Source organism: Vibrio sp. 2096 (assembly GCF_033339595.1).
Classification (GTDB): Bacteria; Pseudomonadota; Gammaproteobacteria; order Enterobacterales; family Vibrionaceae; genus Vibrio; species Vibrio alginolyticus.
Genome location: NZ_JAWOUX010000001.1, coordinates 348,644 through 374,835, shown reverse-complemented (window position 1 = coordinate 374,835; position 26,192 = coordinate 348,644). Strand labels below are relative to the sequence as shown.

The following is a 26,192-nucleotide window of genomic DNA, read 5'->3' as shown; positions in this document are numbered from 1 at the left end:
TTTTCTTCGCATGAAGTGGTTATTGTTGCGTTAACACCATACGTGCATTCAGCGGTTGGATTGGGCGATTGTTTTTCCCCATTACTTCCGAAAAAGATTTTATCTGCTCAGGAGAAATAGTTTGTGCTTCTTTCATCACGAACCAACGTACACCTTCAGAGCATGGTGGTGTCGTTAGTGAGCCGTTAAAGCGGTAGTAGTCTTTATCACTTGGGATAAGGGCATCAGCATCAAATGGAACCTTGATGGTAACATCTTGATCTTTAGTTGGAATGTTAGCTAGCATCTTAGCTAAATCTGGGTTCGCGTCACCCGGTCTAAAGAACACTGCGACAACAGCTAGATGACCTACTTTGTCAGTATGCACAAAGTGTGCTTCTAGAGGGTATTCTTTACCATCCACATGGTTTTCAGATGGCGTATGGAAGTGGAACTGTTTCAACGTAAACTCTTTACCATCAATGGTGAGTGTGTTTTTGCCTTCTAAACCAGTCTGTAAAGTGTGACCGTTGTTCAGCAGTGAAATTGCCTTACCTTCGTAGTCGAAATCCAATTTTTCTAGCTTCACTTCGGTCGCCGATTCAATGTTAATTGGGCTCTGGTTTTGACCTTTTGCGCACTCAGATGCAAACTCACCCCAATGAGCTGGCCCATGGTTTCCCTCGTAGCCCCAGCTTGCTGCATAAGCTGTTCCTGTAAATACCAGTGCCAAACCTAATGTTGTTAGTGACTTCTTCATCATTTTCCTTATTTCTGAAAGTTAAATTCCGTGAGAATAAAGCCATACTAATCTCACAAAATTAAGCAGTGACAGAGTGAAAACTATGATTACAAAAGATTTTTGGAATAGAAGCCTCTAATGATGTAATTGACATGATGCTCAAAATTGAACGTCAACGATTATTGAGTCGGTGTAAGTACCTGCAGGAGGGGTCGTTTGGCTGGTTAGTATCTGCGCGCGATAATTATAATTCTGTGGCGTGATACCATCCGGAATGGAGCCGCCAGTATCGACGTCACTGTGTTCACGACGTTCAGAACTGGTTCCTCCCCAGCGCTCCATCGTTGATGACTTATAGATTTCATAATCCAAATAGTGACCACTAGAAATCATTCGCCGCTGACCGCCGGACGCATTTAGGCCGTCATTCAAGCCAATGGAGAAGGAACTATTCTTGGTACAAGTTAACGATATAACCTGACTGACTGGCTCAAAACCGGCCACTAATGGGGACGAACCAAAATCAATATCTGGCGCCGTGATCATACAATCAGGGGTCACTTCCAACTCAACCGTAATCACGCTTTGAGCGCTGCCATTGGCGCGGCCAATGCATACCCCTAGAACCCCGATACCCTTACAGTAATCCCAAATCCAGGATACGGTGATTTGGTCTTTATAAGTCCCAGCGGAAAGATTACTGCCCACTCCCGTCCGAGCATAAAGCGGAAACTCAGCTTGAGTGCCAAACAACCCGAGTAAATCGAGTAACCCAATTTCAAAAAAATTGTAAGTTTGGCCGAATACATACTCTTGTGAAAGACCTGGATCACCAAAAATCTGATAGCTGAGCTCCGAACTCGGATCATCCTCATTTAATAGCAAACCATTATTTATACTGTTAAACGTTGCTGATACGTAGTCGCCACTTAACAAAGACACAAGTGTAGAAAAGTCACACGTAATCCCCGCATGAGGCTGAGCTGAGCTTTGCTGCTGAGAGCTTGAAACAGTAAACGAAGAAACATTGCCAAACAAGATTAAAGGTGTTGCCGCCGTGAGCTGACAAGCCATTGTCGAGAACGAGAAAAAGAGAAGTAGGCTAGCAAGCCAGCGGCGCAAAATCATAGTGCGGTCTCTTCTTCGGCTTTGATACAAACCTGCTCAGGCAATGTTTGTATTTTTTGACTCTCACGCTGATACAACCCCTCAATAAACACTTTACATGGCGGCTGTCCTTGAGGATAAAACTGAATGTAGCGGCCTGGGTCAACGCCTTCAAAGTAGGTAAAACCATCCCAACCAATTTGGCTTGTTAAGCCCGTTTCTGAGCGGCCATATGTACCAATCGGAAGGAACAAATGATTTTCGTCTACCACCGTCATGCTCAGTGCAATTTGTAGCTCTATTGGGAACTCTAACAGGTAGCCGTAGCCCGAATGTATCGAAGCAAACTGCTCTGTCGCAGAAAACGCAGCATTGGCAGGTAAATTAAGTGGATCGATTTCATATTTGGCGGTGTAATACGCCGTAGCCCAAGGAACAAGTAAGTAACCTTCATCGTCTGTCACTCCGACAATTTGATTTTCATATTTAACCGGAATACCTTCAAAACCACTGGTGCTCACCACAGCGAAGCTGTCATACACTTCATTCGCCGGGAATATTTCTCCATCCAATGTAGAGACCGAACCTGCCATTTCCGCAAAATAATCATAGTCGCCACTGGTGCCATTTAACCCCGCTCTGAACTGCGCCCATGACGCACGGTAGGTCAAATCGGCCTGTTTACGGTTTTCTGGGTGTTCGTTAATATCATGCGCTAAATTGACGCCCCATCCACCTCGTATTGGCGCAAGGCGGCTGTAACCCACTCGCCCTCGCACATCGCCATCGTCCTCTCTTTTCAGCGTTAGCCCCGAACTTCCCCCCAAAGAACTGAAAGGTAGAGAGAATTGAGCCAACGTAACACTCTGACCACCAATACTATGGTTGTAAGAAAGGGACATATTGATATTAAAAGGCAGAGCGTAGCTATAAGTAAGATTTAGGGTACGTGAATCTGAGTCGGATTGTTGAATATCAAAGTACCCACCAGAAAGTGAGCCCCAATCTCCCAAACGGACTCCCATATTGATTTGTGATAGATGGCGCGACGCGAGTGAAGCGTCCTTGCCTTCATCGAGCATTTCGTAATTTGGTAAATGAGATAAGGTATAAAAGTCGGCTTGTTCTACTTGAGTTCGAGCAGCAAAGCTAAACAACCGAGACTGATAACTATAACCTAGCGCATATGAGGTAGATTGATCCTGAAAATTACTCACACGAAACGAGGCATCCACCGTACCTAAATTGAAAGCATTGGTGACAAAGCCCAGCCCCGCAACGATCAGGTCATCTTTTGCTTCAGCTTGAGCTTCTAATGTTAACCAATCAGTCATGCCATGACGCAGAGCGGTAACCACGCCACCGTCTCCATAGTCGTTAGATGCATTACCGAAATTTTCTCTGATCGCACCAATACTCGCACTGTAAGAGGTAAATCCGGTCTTCAGTAGATCGGAAGAGAGAAAAAATGGGCTGGTCATGACCGTTTGCTTACCTTGAGCATCCGTTGCAATTACCGTTGCTTCCCCAGCACCAGAGAGCATTGGAATATCGTTAATAATGAAAGGACCGGGCCCAACATTCATTGAGTCAGTTTTAAAGCCATTGATAAACAAATCTAACGTAGTGGGCGCTGTGACCTCACCGTAAAATGCAGGTAACGGCGTCGTCACGACATCCGGACGCATAGAGAAATCATGTGACAACTGAATACCCGCCAGTCTTACTGGTTGGCTCCAAGATAAAGGGCGAACAATATAGTCCCCTACCTCCATACGAATTCGCTTCTCTTGATTGACGTACTCGTAACTCGTATCAAAACGAGTGTACTGGCTGCTTTGCTGGGACTGAACATCGCGATGAAAGTTAGATTTAAATATCCCAGTAGTAGAAAAAACGCCAAACTCAGAAAAGGCTCTGACTTCATGATTTATAGAAACCTCCTTTTGTCGGCTTTCGTTCTCGTACACACCAAATACGTTGTAGTTAAGCAGGCCACCACGCCCAAACTGAGCCGGGGAAAATCGCCCCATATCCTGCGCTGATAAGCTCTGCATCGGTAACCAATTAGGCGGTACGTCAATTGCAAGTTGCAATGACGATTGCAAGTAACGCACGTTAACACCTGGGATAGACGTAACCTCAAGTCTCTCTTCGGTTCCAGGCAACGACTTGGCGGTAACCCCAACTGAAATGAGGTCCTCCCGGAGCAAAAAGAACTGATCGCCAACTCGCTCAACTTTCGCAACAAGCCCTGTTGCTCTTTGATTGATCACCAACTCCAGATTGAGGCTGATATTCTCAAACTTTTCTAAAGAGAAATTTTCAGGACTCGGTAGCTCAGAGAAGTGGTTTGCTGAATTTGCACAAAGACCAATACTGCTCCACGTTACGCTAAGTAATACCAACCAAAAGAAAGCATTCATTGTATTAAATCTATTCATTATTGCTTCAATGGTATTTGGTAACGTTTACCTCCAATATTCGCGCTCAAACTCATAGGTCTGACATTACTATGGGGAATAGACCAAACCTTATACTGTTCAGGAAGAATATAGCCAGCTAGTCCATCGGAAATAACGACAGGATCTTTATTTGGTAGGTTCAATTGTAAATTCACTAAGCGAACATGGTGTTTTCCTGAATTTTTAATGTGAACAAAACGCTGATTATTTTTCTTAATAAACTGTGCCTGTAAATCATCCCATAATTCACTGTCACGGTTTGATTTTTGAGTATCAGTCAGCCCTTTCCCGTAAATAAACAAAGGTATCGAGTAACGCATTCGGACTTTTACAGCGAGTTCATTTTCCGTCAATTCTGTTTGAGGGTTTTGAGTTGGCGGTAATTCATCTATGATCACTCGGTATGCATACTCCTTACCCGCAGAGGCCTCATCTTGGTTGATGATGCGGATTAACTGCTTTTCACCTGGTTCAATTTTGACAAACGGAGGGGTTGCAATTAACTGGCTTTGACTTGAATAACTATCTTCTCCTTCGTTTTGTTCCCACTTAAAAATTCTCACCTGTAAATAAGAATCAACACTGCCTTTATTTACCATCCAAAGTGATGTTGCATTACTCTCCTCTGATATTTTGGGGTAAATCGGCCAAATTAATAATGAGTTAGCGTTGGCATTTGAGAAAAAAACAAAAAGGAAGGTTATTAATAATAGTTTTTTGAGTATGAATTCCATTTCACCCCTCCAAAGTTCACTTACCACTCTAATGTCAGCGTAAGCGTATCCATATAAATTCCAGCCATTTCATTCCCATTTATTGTCGCCTTTGCCCAGATAGGAAACTGAATATTATCTGGGTCTTGGTCAGTATCGACGGAATATTGCGTGTCAATATCAAGCACCTGCGTATAATTTAGATCCTGAAACAAAAAGTAATCTACCGTTGTCGCTTCTTCACTGTGCTTTAGCTTACGTACACCATCCGATGCATTCATCCCGCCATTTACGGAAACATTCATCGTAATACCCGGAGTACAACTTAATGTGAGTGATGAACTGTAAGTGATGCTGCCTTGTACTTCCGTCGCGTAAACTGAAGAATGCTCACCAAAATCTAACGTGCCTATTTGCCCGGCTTGGGTTGCGCTTTCTTCTTGTACTGCGCCGTTAATCAAACAACCTGTATCTACGGTGGCAGACACCTGAAAAGTTTGTGTCGCATCAGCCAGCACAGTTAAAGAGCACAAACTCATCGCAACAAGTGAAAAGCCCCTAACAACCAGCGTCACGTTTTACCAGCTTAGCGTCACACTGATGGTATCGGAGTATGTACCGGCAATGCTGCTCGTACCGTAAGCTTTCGCAAAAAGCTCAATAGTTTGCGATGTTGCACTAGTAAATTCAGACAGAGCTACCGTCCCGCCTTGTATAATTTGTGTGCTTCGGTCTGAGTCGGTAAACAACGTATAATCAATAAATTGCGCGCCATTTGACATCGCGTAGGTACCAACGGTCGCACTTGCATCATACAATCCGGTGCCCAATGTAAACGTCGGTGTCACACCGTTACTACAAAGCACTTCAATACCCGTCGCACTACCACCATTTACCACACCATCTTGTTCACTGAAGATTGCAGGCACGTCTCCAAAGGCGAGTGAGCCAAAGCCAACGCCAGAAGCTGCATCTACCGCATTATTTCCATTAATCACACAACCTTGTACAAGGTTAATTGAAACATCAATCGTACCGCTCACTGACGCTCCACTCGCTTGCCAACTAAATGAGGTTAAGAGCAGAGGCATCATCAGATAAAATCTTTTCATATAAAGCTCCATTTTTACATTCCACTGTATATCGGTAACCTTTTTATTAGTTATAGCTCAATTATGAAAAACCAAATGCATATAAAATGTAAAACAATAAAAAGAAGCAGGATAAGGATAAAGACGAACAGCAAATAAAAACATTAAACTTAAAAATTACGCTTTTTAAGCATATGATGCTGAAAAATAACCACTAAAAACAAATGGTTATTATCTTGTTCCAAATACAGAATCGACAATGAGTTAGAAGGTAGGGTGAAGTTGAGTGGAAAAAATCTAAAAAAGTAGCAGAACGACACGAGAAGTTTAGAAAAGATTGGCGACCATTTCTTCCCGAAACAAGAATCTTCATGAAACAAAAATGCGCCCCAAAAAGGAGCGCATTTCTTACTTGAATAAGTTATTCCCAATCAAGAATAACTTTGCCTGACATACCGCTGCGCATTACATCGAAGCCTTCTTGGAAGTCATCAATCTTGTAGTGGTGCGTGATGATTGGCGATAGATCCAGACCAGATTGGATCAGTGAAGCCATCTTGTACCACGTTTCGAACATTTCGCGACCGTAGATACCTTTGATCACCAAGCCTTTGAAGATAACTTGGTTCCAGTCGATACCCATGTCTGACGGTGGAATACCTAGTAGTGCAATGCGACCACCGTGGTTCATTGTGGTTAGCATTGAGTTGAATGCTGCTGGGTTACCAGACATTTCTAGACCAACGTCGAAGCCTTCTGTCATGCCTAGCTCAGCCATTACGTCTTCTAGCTTCTCTTCAGCCACGTTTACTGCGCGTGTTACACCCATCTTACGAGCAAGTTCTAGACGGTATTCGTTCACGTCTGTGATCACTACGTGGCGAGCACCAACGTGTTTAGCAACCGCTGCTGCCATGATACCGATTGGGCCAGCACCTGTGATAAGCACGTCTTCGCCTACTAGGTCGAAAGAAAGTGCTGTGTGTACTGCGTTACCAAACGGGTCAAAGATAGACGCTAGATCGTCAGAGATGCCTTCAGGGATCTTGAACGCGTTGAACGCTGGGATCACTAGGTATTCTGCGAATGCACCTTCGCGGTTAACGCCCACACCAATCGTGTTACGACATAGGTGAGTACGGCCGCCACGACAGTTACGACAATGACCACACGTGATGTGACCTTCGCCAGATACGCGGTCACCGATTTCAAAGCCACGAACTTCCTGACCAATCGCAACCACTTCACCCACGTATTCGTGACCGACAACCATAGGCACTGGAATTGTCTTTTGTGACCATTCGTCCCAATTGTAGATGTGTACGTCTGTACCACAGATAGCGGTTTTCTTAATTTTGATCAGAATGTCGTTATGGCCAACTTCAGGTTTATCAACCTCAGTCATCCAGATGCCTTCTTCAGGCTTTAGCTTTGATAATGCTTTAATTTTCATAATGTAACCTTAATTAAAGGCCCTATTGTCTAAGGCCTAGAATCTTAAATAAGACCCATGTCCTTACCAACTTGGATGAACGCGTCGATTGCACGGTCTAGTTGCTCGCGAGAGTGCGCCGCAGACATTTGAGTACGGATACGTGCTTGACCTTTTGGTACTACAGGGAATGAGAAGCCGATTACGTAGATGCCTTTCTCCAGCGCACGCTCTGCAAATTCTGCTGCTACTTTTGCGTCGCCAAGCATGATTGGGATGATTGCGTGGTCAGCACCACCCATTGTGAAACCCGCGTCTTCCATACGAGTACGGAAGTGTGCTGCGTTTTCCCATAGACGATCACGTAGGTCACCGCTCTCTTCTAGTAGATCTAGAACGCGGATAGAAGCGCTTACGATTGCTGGTGCAACAGAGTTAGAGAATAGGTATGGACGAGAACGCTGACGTAGCCAGTCAATCACTTCCGCTTTACCAGATGTGTAACCGCCTGAAGCGCCGCCCATTGCTTTGCCTAGCGTACCAGTGATGATGTCGATACGGTCAACCACGTTGTGGTGCTCGTGCGTACCTGCACCTGTTTTGCCCATGAAGCCAACAGCGTGAGAGTCATCAACCATCGTCAATGCGCCGTACTTCTCTGCAAGGTCACAGATAGCAGGAAGGTTTGCTACTACGCCGTCCATTGAGAACACGCCGTCCGTTACGATAAGAATGTGGCGAGCACCTGCTTCTTTCGCAGCGATCAGTTGTTGCTCTAGCTCTTCCATGTTGTTGTTTGAGTAACGGAAACGCATCGCTTTACATAGACGAACACCGTCGATGATTGACGCGTGGTTTAGTGCGTCAGAGATGATTGCGTCTTCTTTACCTAGAATCGTTTCAAATAGGCCCGCGTTTGCGTCGAAACATGATGTGTAAAGAATCGTGTCTTCTTTACCTAGGAACTTAGAAAGCTTCTGCTCAAGCTCTTTGTGGATGTCTTGCGTACCACAGATAAAACGTACTGAAGCCATACCAAAGCCGTGCTCGTCCATGCCTGCTTTACCCGCTTCGATAAGTGCCGGGTGATTGGCAAGGCCAAGGTAGTTGTTCGCACAGAAGTTTAGTACTTCTTCACCAGTAGAGATTTTAACAGCCGCTTGCTGTTGAGACGTGATGACACGCTCTGATTTGTAAAGGCCTTCCGCCTTTACTTCTTCGATTTGCTGCTGAATCTGTTGGTAGAATGCAGAAGACATTTGAAATTCCTTCCTAGTTATTTTGGCGAGTATTTACTCGTTTAGAATTAGGCTTAGCCTTTATGTGACGGGCGTCACGGGCTATCACTCATCAATTAATTGTAGTGTAATTCAAGGAAGGAGGAAGGATTATACCTTAAGGTGGAAAAGCATTAATGAATCCTAGGCACAAATTAAATTAATGCTTTTCTATGAGGTTGTTATAAAAGGAATTATAGCCAGGTAGGCTTAGCCAAAAGTGCTTCAAAGTCCTTAGCAGGTAATGGTCGGCTATAGTGGAAACCTTGTCCGAACTCACAGTTTAGGTTTTTCAGGTAATCCACATGACGCTGTTCTTCGATGCCTTCTGCGACGATCTTAAGATCCAGCGCTTTCGCCATTGCTATGATTACGTTGACAAGCTCGCGGTCTGAGTCGTTCTCGAACATATTTTGCATAAAGCTACGATCAATCTTTAAGCGGTCGAACGGAAACTTCTGCAAGTAACTCAGCGCAGAATAACCAGTACCAAAATCATCAATAGTAAGTTTGGTGCCTAACGCTCGTAAGTTATTAAGCATGTCTAATAGCTCAGAATCGTGATTGAAGAGGAGACTTTCTGTCACTTCAATATCGAACTTATCTGACGGAAGACCAGACTCCTCAAGGCTGTGTTTAATAAACGTAAGTAAGCGCTCGCAGTACCTAAATTGAACACTAGAAAAGTTTACAGAAACAAACAACGGAGTCAGACTCTGCCATTGTGCCGCTTGTCGACACGCTTGTTGAATAGCAAACTCACCAATTTGATGAATTAAACCATTTTTCTCTGCAATAGAGATAAACTCTTCAGGGTTTACGAATCCGTACTTGTTATCATTCCAACGCATTAGCGCTTCTGCCCCTACGATTTTACCACTACTCAGCTCAATAATTGGCTGATAATACAGCTCTAATAACTGATTGGAGATCGCACTTCTCAGACGATTTTCCAGATCCAAATAGCGTTGCAAATCTTGGTTCATATTATGGTTATAAAAACAAAAGCCATCACGCCCATCTTGTTTCGCCCGATACATTGCCATATCAGCACATGCAAGGAGCTGCTCAGCGTTGTCTCCGTCATCCGGGAACACAGACATTCCAACGCTGCTACTCAAGAAGAATTCATGGTTGTTCCAAACAAACGGATCGTTAAACGCCGAAAGCACACTTGAAGCAACTCGCTTTGCAGTATCATTATCAGGCAAGTCTGGGATGACGAGTAAAAACTCATCCCCACCAATTCTCGCCAATAAGTCTGTTTTTCTTGCGACTTGATACAGTCGCTGAGCACTGAGTTTAAGGATTTCATCCCCAACAAAGTGTCCCATTGAATCGTTAATCTGCTTAAAGTGGTCTAAGTCGATGAACATCACCAAAACTTTAGACCCACTACGCGATGCCCTAATTAACTCCAAAGCCAATCGCTCGGAACCATAACTACGATTAGGTAAATTGGTTAATGTGTCATATTTAGCTTGGAAGGCGAGTTCTTTTTCAGACGCTTTTCGACGTTCAATTTCGTTCGTTAATTTTTTATTCTGTTTAGAAAGAATATCTTTACGCTTTTTTTCTTCCTCAAGCTTAATTTTCAATTCAATCCTATTATTGTTCGTGATGAATGCATAACATAAAGCAATGACGATCATAACGGCGAGAATACTCAAACCAATAATAAAGAGCCGTGATGTAAATATATCTCGTTCACTCAAAGGCTCGAACCACGCCATCAATTTGAAGTGATGTTTATCCACAGGCACTTCAAAGTAAATTTTTCCGTCTATAGCCTCAGAAACGAAATAGTTCTCATCCTTATTGTGAGAAGGTGTTTTATTTATGGTATCCCATACAACCATTTCCACGTCTTTTATTTTTAGCACCATTCGGCTATAACTATCTTCGTGTTCTTGGTTAGTAAGTTGGTCAATAACAATATTCTTATTAAGATCGGCAATTAAAAAGGCAACAGGCTTTCCGGAGAACTTAACTTGCTTAATGACTTGAATGCGAACGTCATCATTGTATCGCGTCGCACAAACCTCTTCGGGATGCCCGTGTTGAGTCATTAAGGTTTGTATGTCCATTTTGTGCTCGGCAAGGTTTTCAGATCCAGTGGTGACAATGGTGACTCCATCACTGCCTACCAGCGTGAGCTTCTTATAGATTTGGCTGCTATTAATTAGCTTACTGTCTATCTTCTCATCGAAGCGACGCTTTAAATTAATTAAACTTGCACCTAACCCATACTCCATTGACATGCCAGAAGCTAAATTACCAAAGAATGTTTGTATTGTTTTATCTGTAGCTAGATTATCAACATCTTCACTCGCTATGGTAAATAAATTATCGAGTGTGCTTGCATAACTTTTTACTTTTAAATCTAGTTCTCTGTATTGAGATTCTTTTAATTTATTTTGACCTACGCTAGTCACAGTAATAAGCATAGCTAAGTAAATTGAAACTAATATTGCGCTTATTGTAATAAATCTTTTACTGGAAAATTTTTTAACGGCCTTATTCATCGGACTTTCTTTTTATCTTCTATAAAGTAATCGTTATAAAAGTAGTAAATAGATGGATAGTATTTTTTTACTAGTTTTTCGTATGAACCGTCTTTTTTTATCGAGTCTAAATAACGATCAAATGCTTTGCGTAATTCAGGGGAGTTTTTACGGAATGCAACAGCCATTTTTTGATTTTCAGATATAGGGCCAATGACTTTTATTTCACCCGGCCATTTTTCGAGGGCAATTAGCGTATCCGCAACATCTAATAATGTGCTTTCCGCATCATTTTTCATTATCGCTGGAACCATCTCATTAAGGAGACGCGCCCCATCAGGCAATATAACTTTTGCACCTGTGTCATATAAGTCATAAAGGTTAGGATCCAAGCAAGAATGTTCTAAAGCTAACACTTCGCGACCATCGATCAGCTGCTTGACGTTTTTAACATCTTCATCGACCGACCCACTTGGTTTAATCGGGCTCAGACTAGAGTCGGATCTGGAAACCAACCATACACCTGAAGGAAAATAATCTTGTGAAAAATCGACAACCTCAGAGCGCCAATCAAGAATAGTAACGCCATTTGCGATCAAATCGCCTTCAATCGGAACACTTTCTCCGACAACAGCCTGCTTGTTGTGATATTGCACATTTTGCCCTGTCAACTTACCAACCACGTCGCTCCACTGTGCTGGAACATACTGGTACTGAACACCTAACGACTTGGCAAAACCTTTTATTATCTCTACATCCAAGCCAGTCAAAGTTTCCACTTCACCTTGTTCAATATAGGAGACAAAGTTAGCGTACGGGACACCAATGTGACGCAGTACACCGCGTTCACGGATTTGTTGTAAATCGTCTGACCAAGCGGCAGACGACGCAACAGAGGTAACCATGAGCGCCACCGTCGCTAAAGTTCTTTTGAATGTTATGACTGACATAATAATATCCTTACCTTTCACAAAGCGCCCAATAATGGGCGCTTGAGTGATAAACAACGATGTTAGAACGACGAGTAATACAAATTCGTCATCGCCACTACGAGCCCTTCCACATCTTGTTCGTCATGGAACAAATGCGTAGAGATACGCAGCGCGTAAGTATCAAAGTCATCATCCTTATGCAGCTTAAAGCTAGTCGTACGGATGATGTAACCATACTCTTCACGTAAACGATCTCGGAATTCCGTCAGTATCTCTTCATTAGTTACATCGGAGAACGGGTTAACCGTCGTTAAGCCACTGGTTAAGCCTTCCACGTTTGGTGAATACATTTTGGCTTGTGGTAAGTACTCTTGAAGCAAGGTTTTACATAAACTACCAAGGCTTACAACTCGCTCTTCGATACGGTCTCGACCAATCTCATCCCACATTTTGCAACTATCAACTAGTGCTTGTTTCGCAGGATAGTTATCGTTACCAATGTATTGCATTTGCAGCTGTTTACCCAGGTAATCAGCATGAGAAAGTGAGGAGTTGATCAACCATAACGGGTTCTCTCGGTCACTCCAATACTCATTCAAACGGTTACCGTTATCACGAACATACAGAATACCTGTCGCGCCCGGACCACACTGCCACTTATGACCAGATCCTGCATAGAAATCACAATCCATATCGTGGAAATCAAGGTCAAACATACCGACCGTATGCGCGCCATCAACAAGAGTAGGTACACCATACTCTTTTGCTAAAGCACAAATGGCTTTTGCTGGTAGCGCGGTTCCTGTTTTGTATGTGATATGAGAGAAAACAATTAGGCGAACGTTTTGATTCGCATCAAGCGCGTCTCGGAACGCTTGAATGTAATCTTGCTCAGAAACGTTTTCGGTACCAGTAAATACTGGTAGTTGAATTTCTACCACATCCACACCAAAACGATGTTTCGCTACGTTCATAGGTGATGTTGCAGCAATATGTTCATGGTGTGTCGTTAGAATCACATCACCTGGTTCAAAGTGTAAGCCATTAATGATCGAGCATAAGCCATCAGTAGTGTTGCGGCTGAGAATGATCTCTTCTGGGTTAGCACCAAAACCTGGTGCGACGTCTTTAACCATCTCTGAAACATAAGGCCAAGAGCCAAATTTGCCTTTCATGTCCCAAGGATATTTAGCCACCAGCTTGTTGTTATACTCGTAATCTTCAAGAACATGTTTTGGCATTGAACCTGTTGTACCAATGTTCATGTAAGTGGTTCGTTTGTCCAAAACGAACTGTCTTCGCACTTTACGCCAGAAGCGCTTATCGTGTTTTCTACCTAGCCCGCGGCTGCTCCAATCAATTTTCTGTTCTCGTGCTTGAGCTACGCCTGAGAAAGCGGAAGCACTCACACCAGCAACAACAGCTCCTGTTGCGCCTTTCAGAAAATTACGGCGGCTGCTATTAGTCTGAATAGATTCCTTGTCTTTCATCTTTTTCAATCCTTGTCGGAAATTAGCCATATTATTAATTTTAAGTGCGTAACTATCTGTTACTAAAACATTATTACCCATTACAATCAGAGTTTAATTTTTTCCTCTGCCATTAAGTGACTTTAGTTCCAATTTTTTATCTTATTTGATGATATAAGCAACAGTTTGACCACAAATCTATAAACAACAATGTTCACATTAATATATTCGTTAATTTGATTATTCTTTATTGCGGACAATTCCACCAAATTCTTTATAAAACAATTATGAGCTTTGTTATAAAGTCATTAAAAATTTAACTTTGCGTTAATTTAAAAATATTCAGGCTATTTTAAGATTGGCGTCTATTCTTTTTATATCTTAACGATCTCAACATGTTAAGACTAAATAAAAGAAAGCTGATTTCGGATCGAGATATCAGTTTAAGACCATAAAGTGATACACATCACTCTATGACATAAACTCACCGCTCAACAGACATAAGTAAAACAGGTTTTCACTAATATGTGCTTGAGCGTACACCCTAAAAGAAGGAGGTCCCATGTTAAAAGGATTGCTATGCATTTCAGTTGCATCCGCTCTTGTCGCCGCCCCTAACGCGCTAGCAAAAACGGTAGAAATGACTGCTCTCAACACCAATGAGAGCGCTGGTACCATTGAGATTTCACAAAGTGATTATGGCGTTGTTTTTACGCCTCAATTATCAGGTTTGTCAGCAGGTGTGCACGGTTTCCATGTTCACACTAATCCATCTTGCGATAGCATAGAAAAGGATGACAAAACCGTATTAGGCGGCGCAGCAGGTGGCCATTATGATCCTAACAACACAGGGAAGCATGGCTATCCTTGGACCGATGACAATCATTTAGGCGACTTGCCTCCACTCTATGTGGACATGGACGGCAATGCCAATCAGCCAGTTGTCGCGCCTCGCCTAAAATTATCGGATTTAAAAGGTCGAGCGTTAATGATCCATGCAGGTGGTGACAATCACTCCGATCACCCAAGTAAGCTAGGTGGTGGCGGCGCTCGCGTCGTATGTGGTGTTATTGAATAAACATTAACTTATGTCTCACACTTCTCTTTAGATTGCGAGAAGTGTGAACTTCTGTTGATATTGAGAGGATGTTGCATTGGTCTCAAGGTAGCTGTGGTGAAGCATTAAGATCGATTGGACAATCTTCGTCCCGATCCCCAAAGAACCGCCCTCCGCTTCTTCCTCGATGTGATTGACGAAGGTAAAGTGGATGCGCGACTTATCCTCACTCAAATGCGCTTGGCAATGCACTTCCGAGCCGATTGGGCTGTGGCGCAATGCATTTTCAAGCAGGTTCAACACCAACCGCTCTAAGAGTCCTTTATCACCCACGGTTTGGATTTCGTTATCGATATCCACTTTCAACACCACTTCTTTACGAGAAAACTGGCTCTGCATCGTTTCGGCACATTCTGCCATCAACGCGCCAAGATCTACGGGGCGGTACTCGTAGTTTGGCATTGGAGCTTCTTTGCGCGCGGCATCTAACAAAGAATGCAATTGCGTTGAGAGCTTCTCACAATTTCGGAAAGCGACGTCAATCAAAGGATCAGATTCCGGATGTTGCAAACGCCACGTTTCCAAATAGCCCAGCACGCTCGATAACGGCGTTTTTAAATCATGACTAAGCTGCAACAAGCTTTGACGACGATGAGACGATTGATACTCCAACTGTAAAAACTGTTGCTGAATGTGTTTCGCCATCATCTGATAAGAGTGCGCAATCGGCACGAGCTCCGGCACTTGGTGAGTAAAATCAGGTTGCAGGCGGAAATCATGTTCGGCTTGCTGCTGAAGTTGCTTGGTCACACGCTCAATCGGGTTCAATAGGCTACGTTTCACCAGCACATAAGCCCCAAGAGCAAAGCCTAAGATGGAGACTAAGACCAATCCTGCCAGCGCGATATAAGGAGTATCGACTTGAGCATTGGCAATGGCGTCATGTCGGGTACTGCCAATCACCACGTAGAGATAACCGACCGTAGAGCCTAATTCCTCTATCGCTGCGACAGAAAAGACTTTGTGTTCACCACGATTACGTGGGTCTTCACCCAAAATAGGAAAAGGCTGGTCATTTAAGAATTGCTTAATGGGATTGAGAGCCACCTTACCCATGATCTCCGCCCCTTCCGGTGCTGCATGAGTGGTGATATTGCCTTGGCTATCGAGGAAGTAGATTTCAAAGTCAGGACCGATCAGCATGAGCGTGTGAAAAATCGACTTGAGCGCTTTAGGGTTGTAATCCGTCCCGATCATCAGCGGATTATCATCACGCATGTGGCTGGCTAGCTCTTTATGTAGGCTTTGCTTAGTGCGTAACTCGATGGTTTCTTTTTGCCAATTGTAAGTCAGTGCAATCACCACCGCCGCGAGGCAGAACCACAAGCTAGTAAATACTACCAAGCGAGATTTGAAGCTCATCCTATCGCCTCCTTAAACAGCGGTGTTTTTACAACACCCGTGATGATTGAAAAATGACGGTGAAAACAACTGCCGACTTACTGTCTTGGCTTGATGTTTTGACTTACTTTCTTGCATTAGTGTCTTGGCTGAAACTTATATCCAACACCCCACACGGTTTGAATGAAGTGATGATCAGAGTCAGACAACGACAGCTTGCTGCGTAAACGGTTAATGGTGCTACACACCGTATGGTGATAACCAGAATGACTGGTGTTCCAAACGTGATCGAGCAATTCATCTTTACTGTAGACTCTGCCCGGACGAGTCGCGAGAAACTGCAGCAAAGTAAACTCTGTCGCGGTAAGAGTGACATCTTTGTCGTTTAGGGATACTTGGTGCAACTCCGGAATGATTCTCAGCGGACCAAAATCCATCGCATCATCGAGGACTTCATTTGCTACTTTGACTTCTGCGGTTTGGCTGACTCTGCGTAGCACGTTTCGCACTCGTGCTTGGAATTCTAATACGCTAAATGGCTTGGTGATATAGTCATCAACGCCCGCTTCTAAGCCGTCTACCTTGTCCATTTCACCGTCTCTGGCTGTCAGCATGAGCACTGGGCTCCAATCTTGTTGCTGACGCAAATAATGGCAGATGTCTAGGCCATCACCATCTGGTAAACCTCGGTCAAGGATCAATAAATCAAAGGGTTGTTGCTGGTATTGCGTTTTAGCATCGGCGACATTTGTGGCTCGCGACACTTGGTGTCCTTGAAACTTGAGATGCATCTGAACCAGTTCTGCCAAATCATCGTCATCTTCCACCAACAAGATGTTCGCGACTAAATTGATTGCCTGTTGTTCCATGGTCCTTTCCTTGCCTTCGAGTATCCTCACTTTGCACATGACCGGAACAAATTAGAAATTCTTTCAAAAAAGGTTCCGATGACGCCATGAGGGATAAAGCGCTCGGCTACAAGCGCTTTGGAAAGGAGACGTCATCGGAGCCTGTGTTACTCTACTCGAGTGATGGTGACTTTTGCACCTGGGTTCAAGAAACGATGGTTCGCCGAAAGTGCTGAGTTTGCTAATCCATCATCTTGGCTAACTACCCCCGCATGAAAAGCAACAACGTCATTGCTGTCATTACGGGCGGCATTGAAGCCCTCACCGCCACCAGCTGGGCCAGGAATGGTTGCGGCAAGTTCATCGTTCAGTTCTGTGCCGGAATCCCAAACGTTCATGCTCATTTCATAGCTTTCACCTACTGCGAGCGATTTGAGCGATAACCCCGTTTCCCCAACAAAGGCATCGTTGGTATTTACAAACATAGACGCCACAGACAAGTAACCGTAACGACTAGGGTCAACCGTGATGGTGACTTCGTCCGATGCGCCAGGCAACACCAATCCATTACCCGAAATACCTTGGTAAACACTGTCATTGCTGTTCATCAACTCAATCAGCTCAGCGTTACTCCCGCCTTCGGCAAGATGCTCAAGTTCAACAGATGCGACTTGTCCAATTTCAAACAGTTGGTAGTCACCATTGTGAGTGAGTACCGCGAGCGGAGACATAGGTTGATTCGCAGTCAAGTTCGCCACGTTGACGGTGTAGCGGTACGATTTCACTACATCGTTATCATCATCGCTTGGACAACCGGCGAGCAAGCCGACTGAAGCTGCAACTAGTAAGATTCTGTATTTCATACATCCCCCTTACTTCACAACGATTGTGATGGTTGCAACTGGGTTTAACCAACGATGGCTGCTGCTGTCTAGGTCACTGATGCCGCCGGCTGGATCGCTATCACCAAGGTTACCCGGATGCACGTGAACTTTGTCGTTAGTTACCGTTGCTTCAACGCCTGTGCCGCCAGTACCAAAGGTAATGAAAGGTGGGTTTGGCATGCTAGACGCAAGTTCATCGTTCGCTTCTGTACCGGCATCGTAACTTCTTAGCGTTGCTCGGTATGTACCCGCTTCCGTTGGAATCTTCCAACTATCCAGACCGACGAAACCATCATTGGTTGGCAACAACATCGCGCTCAGAGAAAGATAACCGTGGTCGCCACTGTCCAAGGTGAAGGTGGTTGCAACACCCGGATTCAAAATGCCACCAGCAGGATTCTCAACCACCGCACCACCAGCGTTACCAATCACACTAGCAAGACCAGAGATATCACCGCCTTCTGCCATTGCTTCTAGTTCTGGCGTTGCTGCTTGACCCGTTCTGAACATTTGAAGATCAGAACCATGTGCGGCAACAATAAGAGGCGTAAAGTAGATGCCTTTGGTTGCGTTTGTCACGGTGATTTCCAATTCCGCCGCATTCACTGATGCAGAGCCTAGTGCCATAGCGACTGAAGTCATGACGAGTCCGAGTTGGGTACGTTTTTTCATTGTGATTCCATCCTTTAATGAGGGTTGAACTACCCAAGCCCATGTGTACGGCTTTACTTCTTTGTTCGTGACTTGAGTAGGTTAAGCATTACGTTTCGAACGTTTTGCGTTCTTGCCTCTAAGAATGACGAGCAAATCTATCAGCAACTTCATCGAATTCTCATAAAATTCTCACAAGTTCTGTTCGAATTCTGTCAGCAGCACTTTTTTACTCTTAATCAGGTGTTTACACGTCGCGCTTTCCCCTCCTACAATGCGATATTCCCTGTTTAAATCACGATTCTCACCATGATTCATAACGTTCTGTCTGCCTACTATGGCGAAATCTACGGCATCGCTTTTTTCAACCACTACTTGAGCCATTACACCCAAAGTGAACAACAAACACTGTGGCAAACCTTGATTGAAGTGGAAGAGCTAACCGCAGAAAAGCTCAAACCTGTACTGCTAACAAATGGCATGGATATCGAAAGTCGACACCAAGAGATGCTGGATAAAGGCTTGGCAGATGCAACTAAGTGGATTGGTTTACCATGGCAAGAGTTGGTGGCAACTCTTCTGAAATGGGTAGAACCTTATGAGGTCAAGTATCGAGAGTGGCATGAAGAAGTGAACGCTTCACAGCAGTATTCAATCGCTGAGCGAGAAGCTATCGAGTTAATTGCAGACCACGAAACGGCCATTTATCACTGTTGGCAGCAATACCATACTGGTGAATCTGGCTTGCCTGCACTCAATGCATTTTTGGCAAAATATCGTTAAAGCGAGACGGTGACACTTGAACCTCGTGAAACCGTACCAGACAATATCGTTATTCCGCTGCGCAGAACTGAACAATTATGGTTAATCCAAAACTCATTGCCCTACTTCCTGATCTTGCTTCGTTTATCTTGGTGGTAAACGAAGGCAGTTTTACCGCTGCTGCTAAACAACTCGGCGTAACGCCATCGGCTTTAAGTAAGTTGATCACACGGTTGGAACAAGCCCTCTCGGTCAAACTGTTTGAGCGCACGACTCGTAAGTTGATCATCACTCAAGCTGGGCAAAAGGTTTACGACCAAAGCATCGCAATGGTAAATGCCGCGCAGCAAGCCGTTGAGCTATCTGCGGAAGATCATGCTGAGCCAACAGGCGCACTCACAGTAGCAGCCCCTGAAGCATTTCTTAATTCGGTGCTTCAACCGTTTGTGTTGCCATTCCTAGAACGTTATCCAAACATACAGCTTAAGCTGCGTGCAGCAGATGGTGAGATCGATCTTTTCCGCCAAGGTATTGATGTCGCCTTTAAGCTCACCGACAAACCCGATGAGAATCTGGTCCTCAAAGAGATCAGCAAGACCAATCTTGTTTTGTGTGCTTCTCCAGATTACCTCACCAAACACGGTATGCCTGAGCACCCAACCGAGCTTGAGCAACACGACTGCATTTATCTTGCCGAGAACGACAAAGACAACATATGGTCATTCTTTAAAGAAGAAGCGTTCCACTCCATTGCCGTGAGTGGACGCTACGCCGTCAACCATTCTCAAATGCGCTTGAACGGGGTTAAGTCTGGCTTGGGAATTGGGATCTTCCATGACTTCGTGATCAAAGACGCGTTAGAGCAAGGAGAAGTGGTAGAGGTTCTGCCGGATTGGATGATCAAGAGTAACTACCATGGCGCTATCGCGATGCAGTATGCGCAAACCAAATACATGCCCGCTCGTCTGCGTGTGTTTATCGACTTCGTTAAGGAGCATTTAGTCTCCGAGGATACTAACCATGCTTGAAGAGGCTAACCATGTTTAATGCCATTCATCACGTCGCGATCATTTGCAGCGATTACCCAAAGTCAAAACGCTTTTACACTGAAGTGTTGGGATTAAAAGTCATTGCTGAAAACTATCGTGAAGCCAGAGACTCCTACAAGCTTGACCTCGCTTTACCTGACGGCAGCCAAGTGGAACTGTTTAGCTTTCCGGGCGCACCAGAGAGACCGAGCTTTCCTGAAGCACAAGGGCTACGACATCTCGCGTTTTTGGTAGATGATGTTGAACAGGTGAAAGCCTACCTAGAATCGAATGACGTTGAAGTTGAGCCAATTCGTATTGACGAATTCACAGGCAAAGCCTTTACCTTCTTCCAAGATCCAGATGGCTTGCCACTGGAGATTTACCAGAAATAAAAAGAGCCAGCACGTCGCTGGCTCTTTTACTATTCCATTCTTTGTCTTTACTAATTCAACGCCGTTTTCAGCTTCTCGACGCGGTTAAACAACAGCCAATCCAGTGCGAGAACCGTAACAATTGCCAAACCACCCATCGGGAACGCCAAGCACAATATCACCAACGTTACTAAGCCAAGCTTCCAAATACCGTCTTGCTGAAACTTAGGTGGCGCGCCCAATGCAGCACTGCGACTTGGTCTACGAATCCACCACATCACCACACCTGTAATTGAGATTAAGATGAACGCCAAACAGAACACCACGTTGAGCACTTTGTTAAGCACACTGACATCACCTTGATGCAATGACACACCTGCCGCCATGAACTTGGCAAATAGGCTGTAATCTTGCCACGTTACATCCACCAACAAGCGACCGGAATATTGGTCAAAGTGGCTGGTGCGATCTTGTCTTGGGTCGGAAATGTCGCCGCCCATAGAGTTAGCTGCAACGGTGTAAACGCCCGTCTCAGAGCGCGGCAAAAACAACTTATAACCAGTGAAGCCCAACATTTCAGCCTTGAGGATGATATCATCAATGGAGAGCGCATCATGGCTGCCTGCGTATGCCATCTCTTCCTTCATGTTGGCATGATCATGAGCGGGCTTATCTTTCGATTCAGGCACAGCAGCAAGCTCTAAGTTCCATGGCATCTCTTCTGAAGCACCATGGTTAAGATCTTTGTGTGTCAGTGTGGATTCCGGTTTCTCACCCCATGTGTAATAGGTTGGGAAGGTATTCCAAGCTTGTACCATTTTCGCACCCCAGATCCCTGCCCACGACAATCCTGAAATCAAAAAGAACAACAGCACAATCGACAGCACACCACCTAAATTCGCATGCAGGTCACGAATCAAAATTCGAGGGCCATTGTTAAAGCGGATTTTCAAAAAGCCGGCGCGGCTGGCGTTGTCTCTAGGTAACCAAAGGTACAAACCAGACACCAACAGCAAAATCCCCAAACTTGCGGCGATTTCAATTAAGCGGTCACCTAGGTCGCCGATGAGCAAGGTGCCGTGAATGCTGTTCATCAGTTCATAGATGCTATCACCACGGTTAATGGTGCCTTGTACGTCTCCTGTGTAAGGATTTACTGCAACAATCAGAGAGCTGCCTTCTTGGTTTTGAATCGAGAATCGGTTGGCAATATCGGCCGTTTTGGCAGGTACAAATTGGGTGACATTAAAATCGGGATACGCCTGCTTTACGGTTTCTAATTGTGCAGAGACAGGAACCATTTGCTCTTGTGGTGAAACCTGTAATGTCGCTTCGTATCGAGCCAGTTCGATTTCATCATCAAACAACATCACCAACCCCGTTAGGGAAAGCATCAGCATAAATGGAATGACGAACAAACCTGCGTAAAAGTGCCATCGCCACGTCATAAAGTAGATGGATTTTGCGCGTGAGGCTTCCTTGAGTTGAGGCTTTGCCGAGTTTCTCAACATGTGTATTTTCCTTTTTTCATTGTTGAACACCCAAATTCAGCCAAACGCATCCTACACATACGCATTCGTATGCGGCGCTATTTGACTTAGATTCGGGAGTACTACTGCTCGAAGTGGCAGTGTTGCTGACTATATACCCAAGTGACTTCAAGATGCTGGATTCAGAGCGTTGTCATTGATTCGAGTGCAAAGAAAACAACGCTGTGTAATAGACCACTCTTTCCAAGTTGTTTGAAGCAGCAATCGGAGCAATGACACGCTCCCGAAGGGCGAGTTGTCTTGGCTTGTATACTTTGTTGTCGATATCTTGATTTAGAACCACTAGACCTTTAAATCGCCACCGCGTCTACAAACCAAGTCATTCTCGCTGAACCAAGCATCTCGAGGTTACTTGGGTATCGTGTAATTGTTTTCGTTATGAGAAAAGGGAAACCGGCGGCGCTCTAGGAACTGGTGTTTCAAATCGCACACTTAGAGCCAAATAAGCGTAGCTGTCAGAAGTCACCAAGCTCTGTCTTGAAAGTATCGGTGTCGTTGGAAGTGTATCGTGATGAAAAGTCGAGAAGTGGCTAAACGGACAAGGCTTACCTTTGTGGCTAACCGAATTGTCGCCCTCTTCTATTTGAACCAATTCAAAACCGTTAAGCGTACATAGCGTCGCCCACACGCCCATGCTGTTACCATGAGCATTGATAACAGGCATCAGCGTCACTAGCACCCAACTGAGAGCACTAGCAAATAACATTGAGCGGTAAAAAGGAATTAATCTACGCATAACGGTGACTTAACAAATTTCACACAGCGTAACCAATTCTGAGTGGTAGCTCAAAAACAGGATCAATAAGTGCTTGCTACCTCACAGGTTTTCTTGAATGCATCGATTGACAGGCGCAAAAAAGCCCGCCGAAATGGCAGGCTGATAATGTGTTCATTCATTACTTAGAAATAACGCGTAACCCACTGCCACGAGCAAATGCTCCGCTCAGTAGATAATTAGCCGAACAACTTGCTCCAAATGCTTGGATTGCGCTTGTCGTGGTACTCTTCACGAAGACTATCGATTTCACGCAGTTGAGCTTTTGCTTCTTGTAGCTTGCCCGCATCAAGATCCGCTTCAATCTTATCTAGCGTTACCGTCAGTTTGTTAAAGCCTTCTAAGTAAGTATCAAACTTCTCTGGTGGGTAATTACCACGCTTAGATTGTTCAACAATCGCTTGCAAGCTATCAATCGCAGATTTCATGGTTTCGACATCAGATGCTTCTGCCGCCTGTTTGAATTCCATCTTCATCTGTTGCATGTTTTGTTTTAAATCAACCGCTTCTGCCATTGCGTATGTTGAGCCAAACGCAATCGCATACCCTAGGACTAAAGGACGTAACATTTTTCACTTCTCCATTTATAGTGCCAAATTCTGTGTCGGCTTTATTCACCCAAATAACCTACGCCATAAAAGGCGAAAAACTAGCTTATTTGAGTATTTCCGGGTCGCAGTGTAAAGCAATCTGGCGTCAGGTGCATACCTTAAATGTAATCAAGTTTATGCGTTGAGAATGCTGTCATATTCTGCAATTGGTTTACGGCCTCTCAAAGCTAAGAAAGACAAAAACTGCTGAGCGGTGTGAGTAATCACTTTCTTGCTATCAATACCCACTTTGTCCATTAACTCTCCAACCAAATCCAGATTACCAACATCGTGACAGAAATGCGCGTCACTGCCCGTGGTGAAGAAAACACCGAGATCTTTCCCGATTTGTGCAATCTCGTGGCAACGGTCTACGCTGCCTACTCGGCTGTTGCCTTTCAGCGTGGTGTTATTAATTTCAATCGCGACATTGTGCTCTTTCGCGCACGCTAAAACGGTCTGAAAATCAAAGTCGAAATTTGGATTACCAAGATGACCGAGCGCATCAATACGACCACTCTGAATGACATTAACAAGTGCTTCCGTGTGAGTTTGCTTGTTTGCAGGACGAAAAACGGGTTCATGAAAACTCGCGATCACCCAATCTAAGTTGCGGTCCACACTCAGTGGAATATCAATGTCGCCTTCGGTATTCATAATGTTAGATTCAACGCCACGAATAATCGCAACGCCTTCAAGAAAGCGAGGCAGAATTTTCTGGTTCGAGAAGAACCAGTAATGAGGCGCACCCGGCATTGATTCTGCGTGATCGGTCGTGCAGAACATATCCAGCCCGTTCTCTTTTGCCAACTTTGCATTTTCAATCAAGGTACTGTACGCGTGACCACTTGCGTACGTATGTGTATGGGTATCAACTTTAAATTCCATCATCCACTCTCTTAGGTGCGCTATCTTGCGTGCTATTGTATACCTTCAGGCAACGCATCGTCAGCCCAAGGTAAGCAAGAACCCTAAGCTTGCTCTTCACTAATGGCTTTTATCAAGGGTAAAGCTTTTTCCCATCCGTGATTAAACATGGAAACAAAGTCGTTGTGAGTATGAATGGTAACATTGAGTAGTAAACGATCGTTGTTGGTATCGATCTGGTAGATCTCTCGCGATCCGATCCACCTAGATGCTAGGTCAGCATCGAGTTGTTGACGATTATCCGGATTAAAAATGGCAACATGATGAAATTCAAGTTTTTCAAGCGGTAGCACCGTATCTATGATCGCCCTTGTCCCGCCCATATCTGGATCAAAAAAAGTGATGCCACCTCCTTCTTCCCAAGCTCCTTCAAATTGAGACTGCGGTGAAAAGGCTTGTGCCCAACGTTTATACAACTCAACATCGGTTAGCACTTCCCACACTCGTTGCGGTGTCGCCGAAATTTCGACGTAATAATTTAGCGTAAGCATGATTTCTCTCCCTGAACCTTTCTTGACGCTAGCCCATACTCAGGAAAAATCAAACCACACGACCAAACTATCTACCTGCCCCCTTCATTTTCCGACAGACTAAGAAGTTCTCGCTTGTAAACCGCCACTGCGATGCGCCGTAAAACGAACCCAACATGTGTTCAGTATGATTGCGAGCACTATTAAACTCATCCCAACAATTTGACTTTGACTCATTCGGTCTTCAAAAAACAGGCTCTGCCAAACCGCAGTGAACAATAAGTTAGTAAAAATGAGTGGCGCAAGTTGAGAGCCACTGCTTGCCAGTTTATATGCTTTGGAGCGAAAAACTTGGGTGTTAATGATCATCAGAGACATCATACCGATCCACAGCGTATTTGAAGAAATCTCAGGCGCCATAACACTCATATTAAGTAACGCGTCGAAGTCATTAAACAAAGTTAGCGGCAACAGAAATACGGCAGCAAAACCAAACGCCCAAAAGTTGATTTCTAGCGGCGACATATTTGTTTTACTCACTTTATATAACGTAAGCTGAGAACCAGAATTGAAGAGTCCACCAGCCAAGCCGAGCAATAAATCCGCTCGCCATGTAATCTCACTTCCACCGCCCGCCAACATAACCACACCAGTGAACGCCATTGCTAAAGCCGCCAAAGTTGAAACACGAATGCGCCCCCTCATGAACAGCTTTTCAACCAAGGGAATAAATAATGGGCCAGTAGCAAACAACACAACCCCTTCAACGAGCGTTAACGTTTGTAATGACGCGATAAAGCAAAGTTGTGACAAACCGATACAAAGAGCACGCAATAAAATAGGCTTTAGCGTGCCCGCTTTAGGAAAGGTAAGGTTTTTCACACGAAGTAAGATAAGTAAGATAAGCGCAGGCACCAAAAAACGTAAGAAGCTAAATAGTGTGACGGAAAGTTCGCCTGACAACTGCTTTGCTAACAGTCCAGTAACAGATAAGCTTAACGTAGACATCAACATGAAAAGGATAGATTTATTTACAGCATTCATTCAATACTCCTTAATATATGGAGCATTTTAAAAGACATCACTTATCGTAAATAGCGAGTAATATTAACCATTGATGTAAGAAAAACTTACAGTTTAACTTATCTATCACCAGCTACGGTT

The 26,192-nt window shown here is 44.4% G+C and carries 25 protein-coding genes; 4 read left to right on the top strand and 21 right to left on the bottom strand.

Annotation, left to right across the window (positions count from 1 at the left end):
• Positions 1-19: 19 nt before the first annotated feature.
• The 11 genes from R7Q41_RS01720 to R7Q41_RS01670 all read right to left on the bottom strand — a co-directional run bounded on the left by R7Q41_RS01720 (position 20) and on the right by R7Q41_RS01670 (position 13,732).
• Positions 20-739, bottom strand: a complete 720-nt coding sequence (locus tag R7Q41_RS01720; RefSeq protein WP_213968457.1) for a carbonic anhydrase — start codon at positions 737-739, stop codon at positions 20-22.
• A 141-nt stretch (positions 740-880) separates the two neighbouring features.
• Complete coding sequence (locus R7Q41_RS01715) at positions 881-1,849, bottom strand: spore coat protein U domain-containing protein (protein ID WP_318108675.1); 969 nt, start codon at positions 1,847-1,849, stop codon at positions 881-883.
• Entirely contained in the window at positions 1,846-4,272 is a 2,427-nt protein-coding gene (locus R7Q41_RS01710; protein WP_411978721.1) for a fimbria/pilus outer membrane usher protein, read from the bottom strand. Before R7Q41_RS01710 ends, R7Q41_RS01715 begins: the two co-directional genes overlap by 4 nt.
• The gene (locus R7Q41_RS01705) at positions 4,272-5,027 is read right to left on the bottom strand and encodes a molecular chaperone (RefSeq protein WP_213966377.1); all 756 of its coding nucleotides are present in this window, start codon (positions 5,025-5,027) and stop codon (positions 4,272-4,274) included. Before R7Q41_RS01705 ends, R7Q41_RS01710 begins: the two co-directional genes overlap by 1 nt.
• 20 nt (positions 5,028-5,047) lie before the next feature.
• Positions 5,048-5,545, bottom strand: a complete 498-nt coding sequence (locus R7Q41_RS01700; RefSeq protein WP_017820521.1) for a spore coat U domain-containing protein — start codon at positions 5,543-5,545, stop codon at positions 5,048-5,050.
• 39 nt (positions 5,546-5,584) lie between these two features.
• Positions 5,585-6,130, bottom strand: a complete 546-nt coding sequence (locus R7Q41_RS01695) for a spore coat U domain-containing protein (protein WP_005375099.1) — start codon at positions 6,128-6,130, stop codon at positions 5,585-5,587.
• 388 nt (positions 6,131-6,518) lie between these two features.
• Complete coding sequence (gene tdh / locus R7Q41_RS01690; RefSeq protein WP_005383983.1) at positions 6,519-7,550, bottom strand: L-threonine 3-dehydrogenase; 1,032 nt, start codon at positions 7,548-7,550, stop codon at positions 6,519-6,521.
• A 44-nt stretch (positions 7,551-7,594) separates the two neighbouring features.
• Positions 7,595-8,788 carry a glycine C-acetyltransferase gene (locus tag R7Q41_RS01685; RefSeq protein ID WP_005375095.1) on the bottom strand — a complete coding sequence of 398 codons (1,194 nt, stop codon included), beginning with the start codon at positions 8,786-8,788 and terminating at the stop codon, positions 7,595-7,597.
• 212 nt (positions 8,789-9,000) lie between these two features.
• Positions 9,001-11,331, bottom strand: coding sequence for a putative bifunctional diguanylate cyclase/phosphodiesterase (locus R7Q41_RS01680; RefSeq protein ID WP_318144321.1), 2,331 nt, complete (start codon positions 11,329-11,331; stop codon positions 9,001-9,003).
• On the bottom strand, positions 11,328-12,260 hold the full coding sequence (locus R7Q41_RS01675; RefSeq protein WP_005375093.1) for a transporter substrate-binding domain-containing protein: 933 nt from the start codon (positions 12,258-12,260) through the stop codon (positions 11,328-11,330). The genes R7Q41_RS01680 and R7Q41_RS01675 overlap by 4 nt, the downstream gene beginning before the upstream one ends.
• A gap of 62 nt (positions 12,261-12,322) precedes the next feature.
• A complete protein-coding gene (locus R7Q41_RS01670) occupies positions 12,323-13,732 on the bottom strand; it encodes an aminotransferase class V-fold PLP-dependent enzyme (protein ID WP_025768582.1) in 1,410 nt (469 codons plus the stop codon).
• A 541-nt stretch (positions 13,733-14,273) separates the two neighbouring features.
• Between R7Q41_RS01670 and R7Q41_RS01665 the strand changes: the two genes are divergently transcribed.
• Positions 14,274-14,789, top strand: a complete 516-nt coding sequence (locus tag R7Q41_RS01665; RefSeq protein ID WP_005375091.1) for a superoxide dismutase family protein — start codon at positions 14,274-14,276, stop codon at positions 14,787-14,789.
• A 27-nt stretch (positions 14,790-14,816) separates the two neighbouring features.
• Here R7Q41_RS01665 and R7Q41_RS01660 read toward each other — a convergent pair whose 3' ends face one another.
• The 4 genes from R7Q41_RS01660 to R7Q41_RS01645 form a co-directional block, all read right to left on the bottom strand.
• Positions 14,817-16,190 (bottom strand): HAMP domain-containing sensor histidine kinase, encoded by a 1,374-nt coding sequence (locus R7Q41_RS01660; protein WP_318108670.1) that lies wholly within the window; start codon positions 16,188-16,190, stop codon positions 14,817-14,819.
• Positions 16,191-16,306: 116 nt separating this feature from the next.
• A complete protein-coding gene (locus tag R7Q41_RS01655) occupies positions 16,307-17,038 on the bottom strand; it encodes a response regulator transcription factor (RefSeq protein WP_017635499.1) in 732 nt (243 codons plus the stop codon).
• Positions 17,039-17,184: 146 nt separating this feature from the next.
• Entirely contained in the window at positions 17,185-17,880 is a 696-nt protein-coding gene (locus R7Q41_RS01650) for a spondin domain-containing protein (protein WP_318108669.1), read from the bottom strand.
• A 9-nt stretch (positions 17,881-17,889) separates the two neighbouring features.
• The gene (locus R7Q41_RS01645) at positions 17,890-18,573 is read right to left on the bottom strand and encodes a spondin domain-containing protein (protein ID WP_033906705.1); all 684 of its coding nucleotides are present in this window, start codon (positions 18,571-18,573) and stop codon (positions 17,890-17,892) included.
• Positions 18,574-18,861: 288 nt separating this feature from the next.
• Here R7Q41_RS01645 and R7Q41_RS01640 point away from each other — a divergent pair, with 288 nt between their 5' ends.
• The 3 genes from R7Q41_RS01640 to R7Q41_RS01630 all read left to right on the top strand — a co-directional run bounded on the left by R7Q41_RS01640 (position 18,862) and on the right by R7Q41_RS01630 (position 20,737).
• Positions 18,862-19,335: a hypothetical protein gene (locus R7Q41_RS01640; RefSeq protein ID WP_033906704.1), complete on the top strand. Its 474-nt coding sequence runs from the start codon at positions 18,862-18,864 to the stop codon at positions 19,333-19,335.
• Positions 19,336-19,412: 77 nt separating this feature from the next.
• On the top strand, positions 19,413-20,342 hold the full coding sequence (locus R7Q41_RS01635) for a LysR family transcriptional regulator (protein ID WP_042601221.1): 930 nt from the start codon (positions 19,413-19,415) through the stop codon (positions 20,340-20,342).
• An 11-nt stretch (positions 20,343-20,353) separates the two neighbouring features.
• Entirely contained in the window at positions 20,354-20,737 is a 384-nt protein-coding gene (locus tag R7Q41_RS01630; protein WP_053303870.1) for a VOC family protein, read from the top strand.
• Positions 20,738-20,787: 50 nt separating this feature from the next.
• Here R7Q41_RS01630 and R7Q41_RS01625 read toward each other — a convergent pair whose 3' ends face one another.
• The 6 genes from R7Q41_RS01625 to R7Q41_RS01600 all read right to left on the bottom strand — a co-directional run bounded on the left by R7Q41_RS01625 (position 20,788) and on the right by R7Q41_RS01600 (position 26,072).
• Positions 20,788-22,227 carry a PepSY-associated TM helix domain-containing protein gene (locus tag R7Q41_RS01625; protein ID WP_169629142.1) on the bottom strand — a complete coding sequence of 480 codons (1,440 nt, stop codon included), beginning with the start codon at positions 22,225-22,227 and terminating at the stop codon, positions 20,788-20,790.
• Positions 22,228-22,642: 415 nt separating this feature from the next.
• The gene (locus tag R7Q41_RS01620) at positions 22,643-23,002 is read right to left on the bottom strand and encodes a hypothetical protein (protein WP_080276971.1); all 360 of its coding nucleotides are present in this window, start codon (positions 23,000-23,002) and stop codon (positions 22,643-22,645) included.
• Between the two features lie 218 nt (positions 23,003-23,220).
• Entirely contained in the window at positions 23,221-23,610 is a 390-nt protein-coding gene (locus tag R7Q41_RS01615; RefSeq protein WP_318144320.1) for a cytochrome b562, read from the bottom strand.
• Between the two features lie 156 nt (positions 23,611-23,766).
• Positions 23,767-24,519, bottom strand: coding sequence for a phosphatase (locus R7Q41_RS01610; RefSeq protein ID WP_005375066.1), 753 nt, complete (start codon positions 24,517-24,519; stop codon positions 23,767-23,769).
• An 83-nt stretch (positions 24,520-24,602) separates the two neighbouring features.
• The gene (locus tag R7Q41_RS01605) at positions 24,603-25,049 is read right to left on the bottom strand and encodes an SRPBCC domain-containing protein (RefSeq protein WP_318144319.1); all 447 of its coding nucleotides are present in this window, start codon (positions 25,047-25,049) and stop codon (positions 24,603-24,605) included.
• Between the two features lie 99 nt (positions 25,050-25,148).
• Positions 25,149-26,072 carry a DMT family transporter gene (locus R7Q41_RS01600; protein WP_053307934.1) on the bottom strand — a complete coding sequence of 308 codons (924 nt, stop codon included), beginning with the start codon at positions 26,070-26,072 and terminating at the stop codon, positions 25,149-25,151.
• Between the last annotated feature and the right edge of the window lie 120 nt (positions 26,073-26,192).